The sequence below is a fragment of the Flavobacterium sp. ACN6 genome, from assembly GCF_002304005.1.
Lineage (GTDB): Bacteria > Bacteroidota > Bacteroidia > Flavobacteriales > Flavobacteriaceae > Flavobacterium.
Map to the genome: position 1 here is coordinate 89,793 of NZ_MRCQ01000008.1, position 18,172 is coordinate 107,964.

Annotated in this window: 14 protein-coding genes and 1 tRNA gene; 3 read left to right on the forward strand and 12 right to left on the reverse strand. The window is 33.9% G+C overall.

What is annotated here, in order from left to right:
- Positions 1 to 39: 39 nt before the first annotated feature.
- Both BSF42_RS13720 and BSF42_RS13725 read right to left on the reverse strand, forming a co-directional pair.
- Positions 40 to 126: transfer RNA gene (locus BSF42_RS13720), tRNA-Ser, on the reverse strand.
- A gap of 143 nt (positions 127 to 269) precedes the next feature.
- Positions 270 to 1,145: a LysR substrate-binding domain-containing protein gene (locus tag BSF42_RS13725; protein WP_095953657.1), complete on the reverse strand. Its 876-nt coding sequence runs from the start codon at positions 1,143 to 1,145 to the stop codon at positions 270 to 272.
- A gap of 90 nt (positions 1,146 to 1,235) precedes the next feature.
- Between BSF42_RS13725 and BSF42_RS13730 the strand changes: the two genes are divergently transcribed.
- Complete coding sequence (locus BSF42_RS13730) at positions 1,236 to 2,477, forward strand: MFS transporter (RefSeq protein ID WP_095953658.1); 1,242 nt, start codon at positions 1,236 to 1,238, stop codon at positions 2,475 to 2,477.
- A gap of 260 nt (positions 2,478 to 2,737) precedes the next feature.
- Here the strand turns inward: BSF42_RS13730 and BSF42_RS13735 are convergent, their stop codons facing one another.
- The 4 genes from BSF42_RS13735 to BSF42_RS13750 all read right to left on the reverse strand — a co-directional run bounded on the left by BSF42_RS13735 (position 2,738) and on the right by BSF42_RS13750 (position 7,620).
- Positions 2,738 to 3,766, reverse strand: a complete 1,029-nt coding sequence (locus BSF42_RS13735; protein WP_095953659.1) for an asparaginase — start codon at positions 3,764 to 3,766, stop codon at positions 2,738 to 2,740.
- Positions 3,756 to 4,892, reverse strand: a complete 1,137-nt coding sequence (locus BSF42_RS13740) for a 1-acyl-sn-glycerol-3-phosphate acyltransferase (protein ID WP_095953660.1) — start codon at positions 4,890 to 4,892, stop codon at positions 3,756 to 3,758. The genes BSF42_RS13735 and BSF42_RS13740 overlap by 11 nt, the downstream gene beginning before the upstream one ends.
- 64 nt (positions 4,893 to 4,956) lie before the next feature.
- Entirely contained in the window at positions 4,957 to 5,736 is a 780-nt protein-coding gene (locus BSF42_RS13745; RefSeq protein WP_095953661.1) for a TatD family hydrolase, read from the reverse strand.
- Between the two features lie 249 nt (positions 5,737 to 5,985).
- Positions 5,986 to 7,620: a S41 family peptidase gene (locus tag BSF42_RS13750; RefSeq protein ID WP_095953803.1), complete on the reverse strand. Its 1,635-nt coding sequence runs from the start codon at positions 7,618 to 7,620 to the stop codon at positions 5,986 to 5,988.
- Positions 7,621 to 7,852: 232 nt separating this feature from the next.
- Between BSF42_RS13750 and BSF42_RS13755 the strand changes: the two genes are divergently transcribed.
- Positions 7,853 to 8,290, forward strand: coding sequence for a retropepsin-like aspartic protease (locus BSF42_RS13755; RefSeq protein ID WP_095953662.1), 438 nt, complete (start codon positions 7,853 to 7,855; stop codon positions 8,288 to 8,290).
- Between the two features lie 60 nt (positions 8,291 to 8,350).
- On the opposite strand, the gene BSF42_RS13760 is transcribed toward BSF42_RS13755, so the two are convergent.
- The 6 genes from BSF42_RS13760 to BSF42_RS13785 all read right to left on the reverse strand — a co-directional run bounded on the left by BSF42_RS13760 (position 8,351) and on the right by BSF42_RS13785 (position 16,926).
- The gene (locus tag BSF42_RS13760) at positions 8,351 to 9,601 is read right to left on the reverse strand and encodes a TCR/Tet family MFS transporter (protein ID WP_095953663.1); all 1,251 of its coding nucleotides are present in this window, start codon (positions 9,599 to 9,601) and stop codon (positions 8,351 to 8,353) included.
- 320 nt (positions 9,602 to 9,921) lie between these two features.
- The gene (locus BSF42_RS13765; RefSeq protein WP_095953664.1) at positions 9,922 to 13,098 is read right to left on the reverse strand and encodes an efflux RND transporter permease subunit; all 3,177 of its coding nucleotides are present in this window, start codon (positions 13,096 to 13,098) and stop codon (positions 9,922 to 9,924) included.
- 127 nt (positions 13,099 to 13,225) lie between these two features.
- The gene (locus BSF42_RS13770) at positions 13,226 to 14,293 is read right to left on the reverse strand and encodes an efflux RND transporter periplasmic adaptor subunit (RefSeq protein ID WP_095953665.1); all 1,068 of its coding nucleotides are present in this window, start codon (positions 14,291 to 14,293) and stop codon (positions 13,226 to 13,228) included.
- Positions 14,294 to 14,302: 9 nt separating this feature from the next.
- Entirely contained in the window at positions 14,303 to 15,637 is a 1,335-nt protein-coding gene (locus tag BSF42_RS13775) for a TolC family protein (protein WP_095953666.1), read from the reverse strand.
- A gap of 58 nt (positions 15,638 to 15,695) precedes the next feature.
- Positions 15,696 to 16,295, reverse strand: a complete 600-nt coding sequence (locus BSF42_RS13780) for a TetR/AcrR family transcriptional regulator (protein ID WP_095953667.1) — start codon at positions 16,293 to 16,295, stop codon at positions 15,696 to 15,698.
- 109 nt (positions 16,296 to 16,404) lie between these two features.
- Positions 16,405 to 16,926 carry a YceI family protein gene (locus tag BSF42_RS13785; RefSeq protein WP_095953668.1) on the reverse strand — a complete coding sequence of 174 codons (522 nt, stop codon included), beginning with the start codon at positions 16,924 to 16,926 and terminating at the stop codon, positions 16,405 to 16,407.
- 268 nt (positions 16,927 to 17,194) lie between these two features.
- On the opposite strand from BSF42_RS13785, the gene BSF42_RS13790 reads away from it, so the two are divergent.
- Positions 17,195 to 18,169, forward strand: a complete 975-nt coding sequence (locus tag BSF42_RS13790) for a polyprenyl synthetase family protein (RefSeq protein WP_095953669.1) — start codon at positions 17,195 to 17,197, stop codon at positions 18,167 to 18,169.
- Positions 18,170 to 18,172 lie beyond the last annotated feature (3 nt).

The following is an 18,172-nucleotide window of genomic DNA, read 5'->3' on the forward strand; positions in this document are numbered from 1 at the left end:
ACAAAAATGCTCCCTTGTACGGGAGCATTTTTTCTCTTGCAGAGAGGAAGGGATTCGAACCCTCGATACAGTTACCCATATACTAGCTTTCCAGGCTAGCTCCTTCAACCACTCGGACACCTCTCTATTTTGGTCTGCAAAGAACACAAAAAAAAACTGAGTTAGAAAATATTTTTGCCACGAATTTCACTAATCTTCACTAATTTTCTTATTCTCAAAAAATTAGCTACAATTCGAATGAATTCGTGCAAATTGTAGAAAACTTCTTTTTACATACTTTTTCTAAATTCTTCCATAAACAATTTTACAGCCTTTTTTTGGTAAGCTCCTTCTATCGTTAACATAAACGAATCTCGTTTGGTGGTAACACCTGTAATATCAATTGCTTTAATATTATCCCAGCCCTTTAATGCTTTCCCTGTAACAATTGTAGCCCAATAATCGCTGTCGCCAACCAAACGTAATAAGGCGTGAACAGCATTTAACTCAATCGAAACTTTGGGTTTCATATTGTTTTTTAAAAACAATTCATCCAGAAATTCCCTTGAATTGAATCCTTTAACGGGCAAAATAAGCGGCATATCTTCTATCTTTTTAAAAGCAATTTTGTCTAAGGCCGCTAATGAATGATTTTTTGAAACTGCCAAAACTAGCTTTGATGTAAATAAAGGCACCTTTTGAAAAGGGTGTTCTATTTCGTTTGAAGAAATAACCAAAACCAGATCTAATTCGTTATTCAGTAGTTTTTGTTCTAAAGGTTCGGTTGTTCCATATTCGATAACAATTTTCAAATGCGGATACGTTTTGGCAAATAAATCAACGATAGGTAAAACCAAAAGCCCAAAAATATAGGTTACACCAATTCGTAATTCACCGCCAATCATTTGGTTCAAATCATCTATGGCTTGTTTACCGCTTTGCACATTTTCGATGACTTGCTTGGCGTGGATTAAAAAGACAGAGCCAGCTTCTGTAAGCTGGACTTTTTTCCCAAGTCTCACAAACAAAGGCATTCCGAGTTCTTCTTCTAATTTTTTTATTTGCTGCGACAGACCCGACTGCGTTACAAAGCACAATTCGGCAGCTTTTGTAAAGTGCAAAATTTCAGCTGTTTTAATAAAATATTCGAGTTGATAAATTTCCATATCGATAAGTTTAACTACTTATTATCAGTAAAATTATTAATTTTTCTAATGAAATCATAATCCCGACCTTTGTATTAAATATTTAAGATTATGTTTAAAGCGTTAAAATCAAAAAATTTCAAGTTATTCTTTTACGGACAGTCCGTATCTGTTATTGGGACCTGGATGCAGAAAACAGCCGTAAGCTGGATGGTTTACAGCATAACAGGATCTGTTTTCCTTTTGGGATTAGCAACCTTCTTAAGTATGATTCCGTCCCTGTTTTTAGCTCCTTTGGCAGGAAGTATTATTGGGCGTTACGACAGACACCGCGCCATGATCGTACTGCAGTCTCTTGCAATGCTTCAGGCAGGAAGTTTAGCTTTGCTTATTTATCTTAAAATTTACAATATCAACTTTATTCTGGCATTGAGTCTGATTCAAGGAATTATCAATGCTTTTGATATGACTTGCCGTCAAACCATGATGATTGATATTGTTGACAAAAGAGAAGATCTTCCAAATGCAGTTGCGCTTAATTCTACAATGAACAACTTTGCGCGTATTGCAGGTCCAGCGCTTGCGGGAATTATTCTGCATCAATATGGAGAAGACATTTGTTTTATTGGAAATTTCGTTAGTTACGTTCCCGTTCTAATTTCATTGTTAATGATGAAAATTACGCCACACATTAAAGCCGAAAACAAACTAAATATGCTGGACGATCTTGTAGAAGGTCTGGATTATGTAAAAAAAGAAACCGAAATGGCAAGAATGCTTCTTATGCTTACTTGCAGTAGTTTATTTGTAATTTCTTTTAATACTTTAATGCCGGTTTTTGCAAAAGATATTTTCAGCGGAAACGCGCAGACTTTCAGCTGGTTTGAAAGTGCTGCGGGAATTGGCTCTGTTCTTTCTGCCATTTATCTGGCTAATTTAAAATCGGCTGAGAATATGAATAAATTGATGATCGCAGCAAGTTTACTTCTTGGTTTCAGCATTATAATTTTAGCTCTTTCAAGTAATTTAACCATTGCTTTAATCTGTATGACGTTGAGCGGCGTTGGAATGATGGGACAAACTTCTTCTATAAACATATACATTCAGACTCAAAGCACAGTGAATATGCGTTCTAGAAGTATCAGCTATTACATGATGGCGTATCAGGGAATGATTCCTGTGGGAAGTTTGATTATTGGTTATGTTTCTCACTTTATCGGAACTCGTCATACCGTTGCCCTTCAAGGAATTATCTGTATTATTTCTGTAATTGTGTATGTGTATTACAAAAACCATAAAGTTTCAGAAGATTTGGAAACTTGTCCTGTTCCTTATCAGAATTCTAAAAATTAAATTTTAGGAATGGAAATTCCAATTTAAAAATTCCAAATTCCAATTATTCTTGTCATCCTGACGAAGGAAGGATCACACTAGTAATTCCGTATTCAAAAGAGCCAATCTTTGTCGAGTTTCTTGCGGAGATTTCTCCTTACGTCGAAATGACAAAAATGGGGGAATGTTTGAAGGAAAGTTTCAAAAATAAAAATTCCAAATTCCAAACTAAGCAAAGCGCAAAAATTGGAATTTGGAATTTAAAATATTGTAATTTAATTTTAAGATATCTCCCCGCGCAAAGCAGTCTCAAAAATAGCTTTAAACTCGTTTTGTGGAATATTATGTCCAAGCAGATACATTAGTTTTGTAATAGCTGCTTCTGTAGTAATGTCTTTTCCTGATATAACTCCAAGAGATTTCAAGGCCGTACTCGTTTCGTATTGTCCCATGTTTACGCTTCCGCCGGAGCATTGTGTTACGTTTACAATATACAAACCCGAGTCAATTGCTTTTTTGATTAAACTTAAAAACCAATCCTCAGTTGGTGCATTTCCAGAACCGTACGTTTCTAAAACAATGCCTCGTAAATCTGGAATAGAAAGAATTGATGCCAATACCACTTCACTCATTCCAGGAAACATTTTTATTATGGCTACGTGATTGTTCAGGTTTTTGTGAACGATCAAATCAGCGTTTTTATTTATGGGAAGAAATAAATGTCTGTTTAATTTTAAATGAACACCAGATTCTACAAGTTCAGGATAATTTGGTGCTGTAAAAGCTCTAAAATGTTCTGCATTTACTTTCGATGTTCGGTTGCCACGATATAATTTGTATTCAAAATACAAACAAACTTCTGTAATAACCGGCTTTCCATTTTCTTGAAGTGAAGCAATCTGAATCGCTGTAATCAGGTTTTCTTTTGCATCGGTACGCAAATCCCCAATTGGAAGCTGAGAACCTGTAAATACAACTGGTTTAGACAAATTCTCGAGCATAAAGCTCAATGCGGAAGCTGAATATGACATCGTATCTGAGCCGTGAAGCACTACAAATCCGTCATAAGCAGTATAATTTTCCTCGATAATTGTGGCAATTTTTGTCCACATTTCGGGATTCATATTAGAAGAATCAATTGGATGTTCGAATGAAATAGATTCGATTTCACAGTCCAATTGTTTAATTTCTGGAATCTTCTGTATTAATTTACCAAAATTGAATGCTTTAAGCGCTCCAGTTTCAAAGTCTTTGCTCATACCGATGGTTCCTCCGGTATAAATCAACAGTATTTTAGCTTTAGATGACATCTTGGTATTTCAATTTATTCACAACTGGATTAGCATACATCGCTAAAAACCCTTGTCTTGTAACAGGATTATCGCTTCCGATACGCATTTCTAAACGACGCTCAAAAAGTGATTTTTCGCTCTCTTTGTATTTGTGCGCAAATTTATCTGTTCCGTTCAAAATATCGTACGCAATAAAATTAGTCGGCCATAATTGGTAGTTTTTCAAAATAACATCGTCAATAGTTTGTGCCAGAGCCAGAACTTGTTTATTCCCATTGTCATTTTCAGCCACAATCTGATCGATTTCTGTATCCAAAACATCTCCAACAGAAATATGGATTCTTTTTTTAGTTCCCATGATACCACTTAAAATGGTCATGAAATCTTCGTTTTTATCTTTTACGTAAACTTCGTTATTTGCTTCTGCCATTAATTGCGGCATTTTCAAAACATCAGTCGGATCATATTCGTACGAAATCGAAACTGGAACAATTTTTAATTTCTTAAAATAATCCATTAGATTTTTCTCATCAGATCCCATTCCAATCATTTTTAAAACTCCTGGATTGGTTTCGTCGTTTCCGTCTTTTGTCCTTCCTTCTCTTTGTGCAATCCAAACCGAACGATTTTCGCGAAGCAGTAACTGCCCCATATATTCGGCTAATAATTTTGAACTTTGAAGCATTTCTCGAGGTGTTAATCCTCTTAAAACCAAAAAGTTTCTATTCAATTTTGCTAAAGTTGCCAAGAAAGCTTTTTTAACCAAATTATCACCAATTGCAGATGCTGTCATTACCAAACCATGTTCGAAAAGACAAACGTTTAATAGTGTTGTATCTAAAAGAATATCTCTATGATTGGAGATAAACAAATAAGAAGTGTTTTTTTCTAGTTTCTCAAAACCTGAAGTTGTTAAACCTTCAGAGCTTTTCTCCAAAACCTTTTGTATAGTATTGTAAATAAAGTTGCATTGAAAATCACGAATCGAATGTGTTTTTCTTAATTGATCCTTCCAAACCTCATCTTCTACTTCCGGAAAAGTAAAGTTCATCATTGTTTTCATCATCGGATGATTTACAACATCATGAAGTGCTTCATTTATTTCGGAATCATAAAACGGTCGAATGGCATCAAATTTCTGCATTATTTATATTGATTTTAAGTGGGCAAAAGAACAAAAAAAAAATTACATTAAAGTAACGAATACATTAAATCCCAAAAACGTCTTTGGAGTTTTGAGTTGTGACTGCTGCGATCTCTTCTTCAGAAACATCATATAGCCCTGCCAGTTTAGAAATTACATTGACCAAATAACTGCTTTCATTTCGTTTTCCTCTGTACGGAATTGGCGCTAAATAAGGCGAATCTGTCTCCAAAACAATATGTTTTAAATCAATCTGATTTAAAAACTGATCGATTTTTCCGTTCTTAAATGTTACCACGCCTCCAATTCCTAATTTCATATTATAGGAAATGGCCTGCTGTGCTTGTATTAAAGTTCCGGAAAAACAATGAAAAATCCCAAACAAATCTTCAGATTTTTCTTCTTCGAGAACTGCAAAGATCTCATCAAAAGCTTCACGACAATGAATTACAATTGGTAATTTGTATTGTTTTGCCAGCTGAATTTGTCTTTTAAAAGCGATCTGCTGTTCTTTTAAATGTGTTTTATCCCAATATAAATCGATACCGATTTCGCCGACAGCGTAGAATTTTCTTTTGGATAATTCGGTTTCAACATGCGCCAACTCTTCCCGATAATTATCTTTCACGTAAGTGGGATGCAGCCCCATCATCAGGAATACATTTTCAGGATAATTTTTTTCTAAATCGTACATTGACTGTGTCGCCGCTGCATCGATTGCAGGAATAAAAAAACGCGTTACTCCGGCATCAATAGCGCGCTGTATCATGTCGTCACGATCCTGATCAAATTCTTCAGAATATAAATGTGTGTGTGTATCTGTTATAATAGGTTTCAAATTCAAGGCTATAATTTTAAAGTTGTCAAAATTACGACAATATTAAAAGAATAGCAATTGGCTTCTAACAGAACGAAAAAAACCTTTGTCAAAGTTTCAAACTTTAACAAAGGTTATACTAAATCTATATTTTGTCAGACTGAGCGATCCCGAGTTTTCGGGAGAAGTCCAGCAAAGAAAAGCCCCCAATTCTTTTCGATTTGCTTTTGTGTCGTTCTCCCGAAGTTTCGGGATCGCTCAGGCGACATAATTTATTTATTTTCCAGTTTCAACAAATAATAAAGCACGTTCTAATACCTCATCTTTTCCTTCCTGAATTCCTTTTATGGTTGGTTTTATTTCAATATCAGGAATGATGCCAATTCTTTGCGTTTCTCGTCCGTCAGGATAATAAACGCCCATTCCGGTATATCTAGTATGAAATTTTTTGAAATCAATATCAATTGCATTTCCGTCTGTTCCTGCTGTCTGACTTCCTACGATTGTTGTATTTCCTGCTGTTTGAAAACACATCGCTGTCCATTCTGCCTGACTCATAGAATCTTCATTGAGTAAAACAATTACTTTGCCTTTGTAATTATCTTTATTTTCAATTCCAGATGATGTTCCTTCTTTCCATATATATTTTCCAGGATAATTTGGATAAGGGTATGTGTAAATGGCAAATTTTTCGTTATGAGCATTTAAAAAATCTGAAATTAAATTATAGGTTTGATTAGGATAATTTCTCATATCAAAAACAATTGCTTTAGTAGATTTTAAAGCTTCAATCATGTCTGGAATATTTCTGGGTTTTATAGCGCCCATATCGACATAGCCAATATTATCGTTTAAAAGTTTAAACTTTTCCTTAGGTTTTATAGCTCCTTTTTTAAATTCATTTCGATGGGAATCATGATAGTCAGACCAGATCATTGATTTTGTTTCGTACTTTCCATCTTTTAAAAATTCTACTGTAACAGTTTCAGAATTGCTGCTTAAAATCAGAGAAACCAATTTATCTAAATACTTCGCTTCGTTTGAAGCACAAATCAAATCTCGATTTTCTGCTGCAAATTCTTTTATCGTTTTACCATTTACTTTAGTAATTACTGCACCGATTTTAATATTATCTGCCACAGCCAGACTATCACCCAAAATCTCTGTGATAACTAATTTATCATCTATTATTTTACCTGTCGCCGGAAAATAATTTGATGCTTTAGTACCATAAATTGGACTTTCGACATGACTATCATTAAGTTTAGAAGTCAGTTTTTTTAATGCAATATAAAAATCGCCTTCATTTTTAGCATCAGCTATAGATGGTAATGACTGTTCCAAACTCAGATCCCATTTCTGATCCATTACATATTTATACGGAAAATAATATTCTATCAAATTCCAGTAAGCAAACAACATTAAGATTCTGTAATGTTTATTTGTGTAATCAAGATCAAAATAATTCTTTATGCTTTTAAAACTATCAAAACCTTGTCCAAATTCTTCTTCAGTTTGAAATCTATTCTCTTCAATAAATTTTAATTTCTTCGAAAGTTTTTTAGAAAACAACTTATTATTGAACCAGCTTAAATCGAAATTTTTATCAAAAAACACTACATCTTTTGGTGCAGGAATTGGTGCTATTTCTTTTATTGGTCCAAGATTATCAATCCAATTTTCCAGAATTAAGGAAAACTCTTCTTTGGTTTGGGCTTTTTCTATTTTTGGTAATTTTTCTAAAAGTTGATTATCCCAATTGATTCCTGCAATAGCGGCTTTGGGATGATAATATTTTAAGAATCCCCAGACTTTACAAGTAGCAGTAAGTTTTTCTGTCTCCGTAATCTTGGAAGCACTAAAAATGGTTTGAGAAAAAATGATAAAAAGAAACAATGTAATTTTTTTCATTGAAATCATTCGGTTAGGTTAGATTGTTTTTGGGCTAATTCTTTAAAAGAAAAATCGAAATTAGAATTAAAAATCTGGATTCGCTTGTGGTTTCCCGTAAAAGCAGGGAATTTTTTATTTTATTTATTATTGAAAGCATTTGAAAAGATAAAAAAAGCAACAAATTATATCTTCTACATCGTTAGTTTTTTGGTTATAATTGGCTTATTTTTGATTTTCAATCATATTTGGAATGGAAAATCTTCACGAAATTCTCAAAACAGAGAATTACAAAAAAATAAAATTCAAAATCACTAAAACGCAGCATTTACAGATAAAAGCCAAAATAAACGGTATTTCTGGAAATTTTATTTTAGACACTGGTGCATCCAATACGTGTGTAGGTTTTGAAAGTATTGAACGTTTTGAGTTGGCGGCGAAAAACTCAAAAACCAAAGCATCTGGAGCCGGCGGAACTGGAATGAAAACGCAGATTTCGTCTCAAAATAAATTGCAGTTAGGTTCTTGGAAAAACAAAGATTTCAGCATCGTAATTTTTGATCTTTCACATGTGAATGAAGCCTTAGAATCTTTTAAATCAAAGCCTGTTCATGGAATTATTGGAGCTGATGTTTTGTTGGAAGGAAAAGCTATAATTGATTATTTTAATCACTATTTGTATCTTAAATAGAAAATTCCACTTTTAAAAATTCCAATTCAACAAAAAAGTCTTCATATGGAAGACTTTTTATTATTCTATTTTTGGTTTATCCATTTCTGCTTTTGAAACCGTATGTTTTTTCAACGAAAAATAAGCAACAACTGTACTCAACAACATTAATAATCCTCCCAAAACAAACGGTGCTCCAGCAAATTTAAACGGCGCATCGCTGTGTGTGAAAAAGTAAAATGTATTTGCCATCATAGGCGGGCCAATAATTGATGAAGCACTCATTAAACTGGTTAAAGTTCCCTGAATTTCTCCCTGCTCGCTTGGTTCTACTTTACTAGCCACAACAGATTGTAAGGCTGGGCCGGCTATTCCGCCAAGGCAGTAGGGAATTAAAAACACAAACATCATCCAGCTTTCTGTTGCAAAAGCAAACAAGAGCATTCCGATTGTGTATAAAGCCAGACCTATATAAATGCTTTTTTCGTTTCCTATTTTTGGATTAATGAATCGAACTAATCCACCTTGTACAACTCCAACTAATAAACCAATAATTCCTAACGAAATCCCGATCATTCTTTCGTCCCAATTAAATTGGTAAATCGTGAAAAAACTCCAATTGCTTTGCACGGCATGAGAACCAACATATAAGAAAAATATAGCAGCAATTAATCCAATCAAAGTGGGATATTTTTTTAATCCGATAATTGCTCCAATCGGATTGGCTCGTTTCCAGTTAAAATCTCTTCTGTTTTCTTTTTTAAGGGATTCAGGTAAAATAAAAAATCCGTAAAGGAAATTTACCATACATAAAACAGCTGCCGCATAGAAAGGAACTCTAGATCCGTATTGTCCTAACAAACCTCCAATAACGGGTCCGATAATAAATCCTAGTCCGAAAGCAGCGCCAATTAATCCGAAGTTTTTAGCTCTGTTTTCAGCTGTACTTACATCGGCAATATAAGCAGAAGCAGTTGTAATACTAGCACCGGTAACTCCAGCAATAATTCTTCCTATAAAAAGCCAGACAATTGTTGGTGAAAAAGCTAATAAAATATAATCCAATGAAAATCCAAAAAGCGAAATCAAGATTATCGGTCTTCTTCCGAATTTATCACTCAAATTTCCAATTACAGGAGCAAAAACAAACTGGGTTATCGCATACGCGAAAGTCAGCCAGCCGCCAATTTTTGCTGCCTCGCTGATATCACCGTGAATTAATTCTTCGATTAATTTCGGAATTACCGGAATAATAATTCCCCATCCCGTTATATCAATTAACATGGTTATGAAAATAAAACCAATTGCAGCAGATTTATCTTTTTGTAGCATAGTAGTTTAGTAAGATGATGCAAATAAACATATTTTTAAACTAACAATAAAAAAATCCCAAATTCGAATTGAAAGGAATCTGGAGTTTTTTATTGAAAAATTAAAATTGCCTGAAGTTTTTGCACGCAGATTTAATATAGATTTAAGCAGATAAACGCAGATTTTTTTAATTTAATCTTCTAAATCTGCGTGAAATATTTTTGCTTAATTATAAAGAATCAATAAAAAAATCCCAAATTCCAATTGAAAGGAATCTGGGATTTTTTATTTTGAAATTCCAAATTCGGACTTTGGAACTTCACTATTGAAAATTAAAACTCTTAGTGGTTATGTTTCGGATTGAAACCGTCTTCGCTTAATTCTTTGTGCTCATAATCAGCAACCATTTCAGCTTCGTAATCGATTTTTTCTCCTTTAGAGAACTTACGGATAATTTTCTCCATAATATCATAGATTACAGGAACTACGATCAAGGTTAGGAATAATGACGAAATCAAACCTCCAATAATTACCCAAGCCAATCCGTTTTTCCATTCTGCTCCTGCTCCTGCTGCTAATGCAATTGGGAACATACCAAATACCATCGCAATTGTGGTCATCAAGATCGGACGTAAACGTGCGTGGTTTGCCTGAATTAATGCTGTTCTGATCGATTCTCCGGCAGCTCTTCGCTGATTCGTATAATCGACAAGCATAATCGCATTCTTACACACCAGACCAATCAACATGATGACCCCTAAAATGGTAAAGATGTTTAAAGTATTGTTTGTCAATGCTAGTGCAAATAAAACCCCAATGAACGAAAGCGGAATAGCAAATAAAACTACAAACGGGTGAACGAAACTGTCATATAGACCTACCATTACAAGGTAAACCAAGATAATAGCGGCTAATAATGCGATTCCTAATGTACCAAATCCTTCTGATTGGTTTTCTTGGTCACCACCCCAGATGTAGTTAACTCCAACTGGTTTTTGTAGTTTATCTAATTTTTCCTGCCATTGTGTAACAATTGTTCCTGCTGGCACCCCAACGTTCTGACCTTGCACAGTTACAGAAGCTGTTTTATCTCTACGCTCTAATTTACTTGGTCCAGAACCTTCTGTAATTGTTGCGAATTGATTTAATTTAATTTGCTGACCTGAGTTATTTACAAAAATCAAATTACTAACATCGGTAATGTTTTTTCTATCAAATTCATTGTATTTGATGTTGATGTCGTATTCGTATTCACCAGCTCTAAATTTACCGTCAGTATTACCACTATAAGCTGTCTGCATTGTTAAACCAACCGTTTGAAGTGTTAATCCTAAAGCAGCCATTTTATCTCTGTCAACTTGAACGTTAATCTCTGGGTTTCCGTCTTCAACTGTTAATTTAATCTCAGTTGTTCCAGGAATTGTACGTAATTCAGCTTCAGCTAATTTTGCAAATTTCATGGCACTTTCTACGTTTGGACCTGTTACAATCAAACCTAAAGTTGCATCTTCTGCTGTTCCTAAGATACCTACAGGAACCGTTTTAACTTTTGCACCAACTAATATTTTTTCCAGTTTACGTTTTGTTTTAGCTGCGTAAACGTTGGCATCGTCTGTACGATCTTTTTGTTCGATCATTTTAACGTCGATCTCTGCTTTGTAAGCAGTTGCCTGCGCCGCACCTAAACCTTCACTCGTTTGTCCTACAGTTGTAATTTGGCTGAAAACATATTTCTCTCCTTTTAAGAAAGCTTCTGCTTTTTGCGTCATAAAGTTAGTCTGCTCTAATGAAGCATCTTTTGGCATCTCAATTTGTACTAAGAATTCACCACTATCAGATGATGCGAAGAACTCTCCTCCAATATAACCACCTCCCATTAACCAGAAGATCGATCCAAAGAACATAACTAATACAACTACAATAGTTTTAATATAGTGATCTAAACACCAGTTTAATAAGTTTGAAATCCAGTCTGTGAAACGAGTTAAATAGCTTTCAAATCCAAGGATCACTTTTTCGAAAGCATTTTTACCTTCCAGATGTTCTAATTTTCCAAAACGTGAAGACAACCATGGAATAATAGTAAATGAAGCTAATAATGAGAACAATGTTGATATAATTACCGTAACACAGAATTGTGTAATAATGTTTGATACCAATCCGGTACTCATTGCAATCGGTAAGAACACCACCACAATTACTAAAGTAATCGAAGTTACTGTACCACCAATTTCGGCAGTTCCATCATAAGAAGCACGAATTTTGCTCTTACCCATCTCCATGTGTCGGTAAATATTCTCCAATACAACAATGGCATCATCCACAAGAATACCAACAACAAGAGATAAACCAAGTAAACTCATTAAGTTAAGCGTGTAACCTAATAAATAGATTCCGATAAATGTAGCAATCAAAGAGGCAGGAATAGATACCATTACGATCAATGAGTTTCTAATGCTGTGCAAGAAAAACAACATTACAAATGCTACCAAAACTACAGCAATTAATAAATCGTGTACAACAGAATCTGCTGCTTCAAGGGTAAATACGGTACTGTCTTTTGCAACATCTAATTTCAATTGAGAAGATTTGTAATCACTCTCTAATGTTTTAATTGTTTTAATCAACTGCTCACTTACCGCAACGGCATTTGCATCTGATTGTTTTACAATTTGAAGTACAATTGCACTTTTTTGGTCAACACGCGCAATTTTCTCCGCGATTTTTTGTGTATCCTGAACATCAGCAATATCTCCTAAACGAACTTGAATTCCGTCTTGAGAAGAAACTACTAAGTTTCTTAATTCATTAACATTTTTATATTTACCCGCTAAACGAATTAATATTTTTTGGTTACGAGTTTGGATGTTACCCGTTGGGAAATCCAGATTCGAAGTCAAAATAGTCTGTTGTACCTGAGGAACAGAAAGTCCGTAACCCTGCATTTTAACAGCGTCAAGATTTACCTGAATCTCACGTTCCTGACCACCGATAATATTTACCTGTGCCACACCTTGTACACGAGATAAAACTGGAGCAATCTTTTTATCGATCAAATCGTAAAATTCAGCTTCGTCCATTCTACCATTCGCACCAAGCGTCATAATTGGTAAATCACTCAAAGAGAATTTAGTCAAAGACGGCGGATCAGCATCATCTGGCAAATCACTCAAAATCGCGTTGATTTTACGCTGCGCATCGTTCATCGAAATATCTACATTGGCAGTAGAAAGTAATGTGATCGATACTACAGATAAACTCTCATAAGATTTCGAGTCAATTTTCTTGATATTTTCCAAAGATGCAATCGCATCCTCAATTTTCTTTGTAACGGTATTTTCAACCTCACTTGGAGAAGCTCCTGGATAAACAGTTGAAACCGTAATAACGTTGGTTTCAAATTTTGGGATCAGCTCGTAACCTAACTGGCTGTAACTGAACAATCCACCTAGAATCAGAATTGTAAACAATACAATTACTAACGACGGACGTTTTATGGATATTTCGGCTAATTTCATATTTTTTTAATGCTATAGGCTTTAGGCTGTAGGCTTTAAGCTTTAAGGTTTAATTTCATATTTTGTTTTTAGGCTCTAGGCTTTAGGCTTTTAAAAAGCTTATTGCTTATTGCCTATAGCTTAAAGCTTACTTAATAATTTCTACTGTATTTCCGTCTTGTAAGTTGATTTGTCCTGTAATGATTACAGTATCTCCGTCATTCAATCCATTGATAATTTCAACTTTATCCCCTAAGATTCTTCCAGCAACCACTTTTTTCAATTTTGCTACGTTATTTTCAACTACGAAAATTTCGTTAGTGCTCACACTTCCAACAAATGCATTTCTAGGAACAACTTTTAAACTTTGTTTTTGATTGTTTGAACCAAAAGTTGCAGTTCCGTACATACCTGCTTTTAGGTCGTTGTTAGCATTGTTTGTGATTTCAATTTCAACTGGGAAGTTTAAAGAAGCATCTGCTTTTGCAGCGATGAACGTAATTTTTCCTGTGAAATTTTTATCAGGATAAACACTTGCAGCAATATCTACTGTACTTCCTAATTTTAAACTTGCTACTTGGCTTTCGTTTACTGTAACTGTTAATTTTAATTTAGAAACATTTACAATATCAAACAAAGCAGTTGCAGGCATTCCAGCTAAAATAGATCCCGGCTCAATATATTTTTTATTAATATATCCGTTAATTGGAGCTTTTACTTTAGTATCTCCAACATTAATATTGGCTTGAGTCAAACTAGACTGAGCGTTTGTCAAAGCTAATTTTGCCTGATCTAATTGTTGTTTTGTAACACCGCCGGTTTTAAAAGCATTTTCGTATCTGCTGTAATCAGATTTTGCATTTTGGTAAACTGCCTGAGCTTGTTGTGCATTTACATTAATAACATCTCCTCTTACTGTTAATAATGTTTGACCTACTCTTACATAATCTCCTTCTTTAGCTAAAACACTAATTACTTTTCCAGATTTTTCTGCAGAGAAAGTAAGTTCTTGAATTGGCACAAAGTTTCCATTTGCAGTAAAAGCAAGATTTACATCTTCTGTTTTAACTGTTGCCACTTTTACAGATATTGCAGCATTTTTTTCGGCTACGACAGCAGTTTTACCTTCGTTTTCAGCCTTATTTTTATTTAAGATGTAGCTAATCCCAGCAAATGCTACGGCTATGATTACGATTGTTATAATAATTTTCTTCATTGTAATTAGTTATTTAATAAGAGATTTAAGTTGGCCTTTCGATTTAATTAGAGATATTTCGGCAATTTTATAATTTAAAACTGCTCTTGTATAATTGTTTTGAGCTTCAAGTGATGCGTTTTCAGCGTCTAATAAATCGGTTAAAGATGCTAAACCTTGAAGGTAATTGTTTTTGGTATTGCTCAGAATTTCAGTTGCCAGACGCATGTTTTCTTTTTGGTTCTCGATAGTCACCAAGTTATTCTCGATTTGTGCCATTGCATTTCTGTAATCTAAATCAAGAGAAAGTTTGGTGTCTTTAATATCTTCCTGAAGTGATCTGATTTCTACATCAGCCTGTCTTACTCTTGCACGAGTTCCGAAACCTGTAAAAATTGGCACATGTAAATTCAATCCAATTCCTGAGTAATCTGACCAATAAACTCCCGAAGAAGGTTTTGCGAACCAAGGGAATTCAGGGCCTTGACCAATATAATTATATCCTGCAGTTAATGAAAGTGTTGGATAATATGCTGCTGCAATCGCTTTCTTGTTATATACCAAAAGCTCTTCTTGTTTTTTCAAAAGCAGATATTCTGTTCTGTTTTCGATATTTGGTTCCTCTGTTAAAGAAGCTGGAACAACTTCAAATTCTTCTTTTGGCATGTCGATTTGAGTTTCAATAGGCATTCCCATGTAAAACTTCAAAGCATTTTCTTGTAATGTAATTTGGTTTTTAATCTGCTGACGTTCCGTATCAATGTTTGACATTTTTACGATAATACGATCTAAGTCAATTTTTTTAGCCAAACCATTATCAAACTGACCTTGTACGATATCACGAACTTTTGTTGTGTTTACGTAATTGCTGTCTAATAAAGTAAGTCTTTCTTTTTGTACATAAACTGAATAGTAGTTATTTGCAACTCTTTCAATAACCTGTTCTTCTGTTAACTGGTCGTTTATTTGATAAAATTCACGAGTAGATTTTGCCGCTTTTAAACCTGTAAAAACAGATTGATCAAAAATCGCCTGAGTTAAAGAAAGTCCTGCAGTAGAAGTCCATGTTTGTCCAAATGCCGCCTGAATTGTAGTTCCCGGCGCACCAAATCCTGCTCCATCAATAACAGTAGTCTGAATAATTGGATTGTATGTTAGGTTTCCATTTGCAGAAATCTGAGGTAACGCTCTCGAACGCACTTCCTGAATTTTGTATTCGCTGTTTTCAACCTGAAGTTTTGCTTTTTTAGCATCGGCTTTGTTTACAAGCGCATAGCTAACGGCGTCTTTTAAGGTTAAAGTGGTTACTTGTGCGTTGACAGACAAGCCAATTGTGCACAAAACTATAAGAACTATTCGTTTCATATGTAGTTAAATATTTATTTATTGATGATTAAAAATCACCTTTATTATGGATTGATGATTATGCTGTAATTTTCTTAAGTTGTTTCTCTAGTTCTTCCACTCCTTTTTCTGTTGCCATTGCACGAGTGTGGTATTCTAATGCTTCTAATTCTATTCGTTGTGCTTCACTTTCAGAGACTGTATTTTCATTAATGTGAAAAATCAATGTGTAATAAAATTTTACATAAGTCTCTATATTCAGATCGGCTCTGTAAAGTCCTTCTTGGATTCCCTTTTCAATATTATCCCTGAAACATTGTGTGCATTGATCTACTTCGTGCGACAATATGTTTTGATAAATTTCAGGGTAGTGTTTTTTCAACTGGTAAAGAGGTGATGTATCCATATTGTTTTTAAACATATCACGAAACATCTCTCTAATTTCAAAATTCTCATGGATCGCATTATAATCTTTAGCTACAATGGTATCCATAATTTCATGAACTTGTCTGTGGACCATCGAAGTGCTTTCTTCAACCAAAACTTCTTTATTACAGAAATATTTATAGATCGTTTTTTTTGAAATACACATTTCACCTGCAATATCGTCCATTGTAACACTCTTAAAACCAAGCTTTAAAAAAAGCTCACTTGCTTTTGCTATAATTTTCTCTTTCATTTTAATTTTCTCAATTGCCTTACAAATATAACTCGGAAACTAAAATCTAAAAAAATAGTTTCCATTATTTTTGTAATAATTTTACATTAAATTATTTTTTATGTAAGATTTATATGCTAAATTCAAGATTTGCGATTAGCTTAATATCTTTTCCAAGAGCTAAACCGCCATTGTGGTGAAAAGAATTATAATCTAAACCAAAATCCTGACGTTTAATATCACCTTTAATTTCAAAAGCAACTTTTCTTTCTCCGTTATAAGTGTTCACTCCAATAAACTCTGCATCAAGTTCTACAACTCGAGTCACATCTTTTATGGTTAAATCTCCTTTAAAGAAATTAATGTTGTTATTTATTTTTTGAAATGAAGTTGATTTAAAACTTATTATTGGATGTTCGTCTACATCAAAAAAGTCTTGCAGCTGTAAATTGGTATCAATTTGCTGAAAGCTTTCTGTTTTATTATTAATATCCAGTGAAAATTCAACCGACGCATCTTCTATTTCATTATCTTCAAGACTCACATAACCACCAAATTTGTTTGTTGTTCCTCCCAAATAAGCGATTATCGAATGTCTCATTTTAATTAAAACATCTGATTGAGTAGAATCTAAAGTCCATGTTGTTTTCATAAATAACTGATTTAAATGAGTTTATTAATTTTTCAAAACTCGAATGGAAACTTTTATAGTGTTTTGAGTTTCCGCTTAACGCTGCAAATATAGACAGGAAACTGTAAATACCAAAAAAGTTTCCAAGTTTTTTCTAAAAAATTTTAACAAATTCATTTTAAGCCTTTTTTAATTTGATTTTTAATGTTTTCGCAGCAATTAAAATTTAGAAAGCAAAAATTCATAATGGAATTGTATCTTTGAAGCTCATAAATCAGAATTTCATTTTATGCACGATATAAGTCAGTACCAGGATTTTTTTATTGATTATCTAAAGAAACAAGACATACATAAAGAACCTATAAATCTTTACGAACCTATTGAATATATATTAGGGCTTGGCGGAAAACGCATTCGTCCTGTTTTAACTTTGATGGCTGCGGAAGTTTTTGATACTGATTATACTGCTGCACTTCCTGCTGCAATGGCCGTTGAAGTTTTTCATAACTTTTCATTGGTACATGACGACATTATGGATGATGCGCCTTTGCGAAGAGGACAAATTACCGTGCATGAAAAATGGAATTTAAACACTGGAATACTTTCTGGCGATGCCATGCTGATCTTGGCTTATCAATATTTTGAGCAATATGAACCCATTATTTTTAGAAATTTAGCCAAGTTATTCAGCAAAACTGCTCTTGAAGTCTGTGAAGGACAACAATGGGACGTAGATTTTGAAACCCGCAAAGACGTAACGATTCCCGAATATCTAAAAATGATCGAATACAAAACAGCTGTTTTAGTTGCCGCCGCCATGAAAATGGGTGCTATTGTTGCTAAAACTTCTGAAAAAGAAGCCGATTTAATCTACGATTTCGGATTGAATTTAGGACTCGCTTTCCAATTACAAGATGATTATCTAGATGCTTTTGGTGATCCTGAAACCTTCGGAAAACAAGTTGGAGGTGATATTATTGAAAACAAAAAAACCTATTTATACCTAAAAGCTTTAGAATTTTCTGCTGACGAAAAAGCCGCAGCATTAGAACAATTATTCAGTTTACAATTAGAAGATAATTTAGAAAAAATCGAAACTGCGAAGTCTATTTTTAACAAATCTGGAGCTTCAAAAGCAACACAAGAAGCAATCGAAATGTATACTTTTAGAGCTTTTGAAACTTTAGAAAAAATGGAAATCAATGCTGAAAAGAAAAAAGTCCTAAGAACTTTCGGCGAAAATTTAATGGGACGTAAGGTTTAGTAA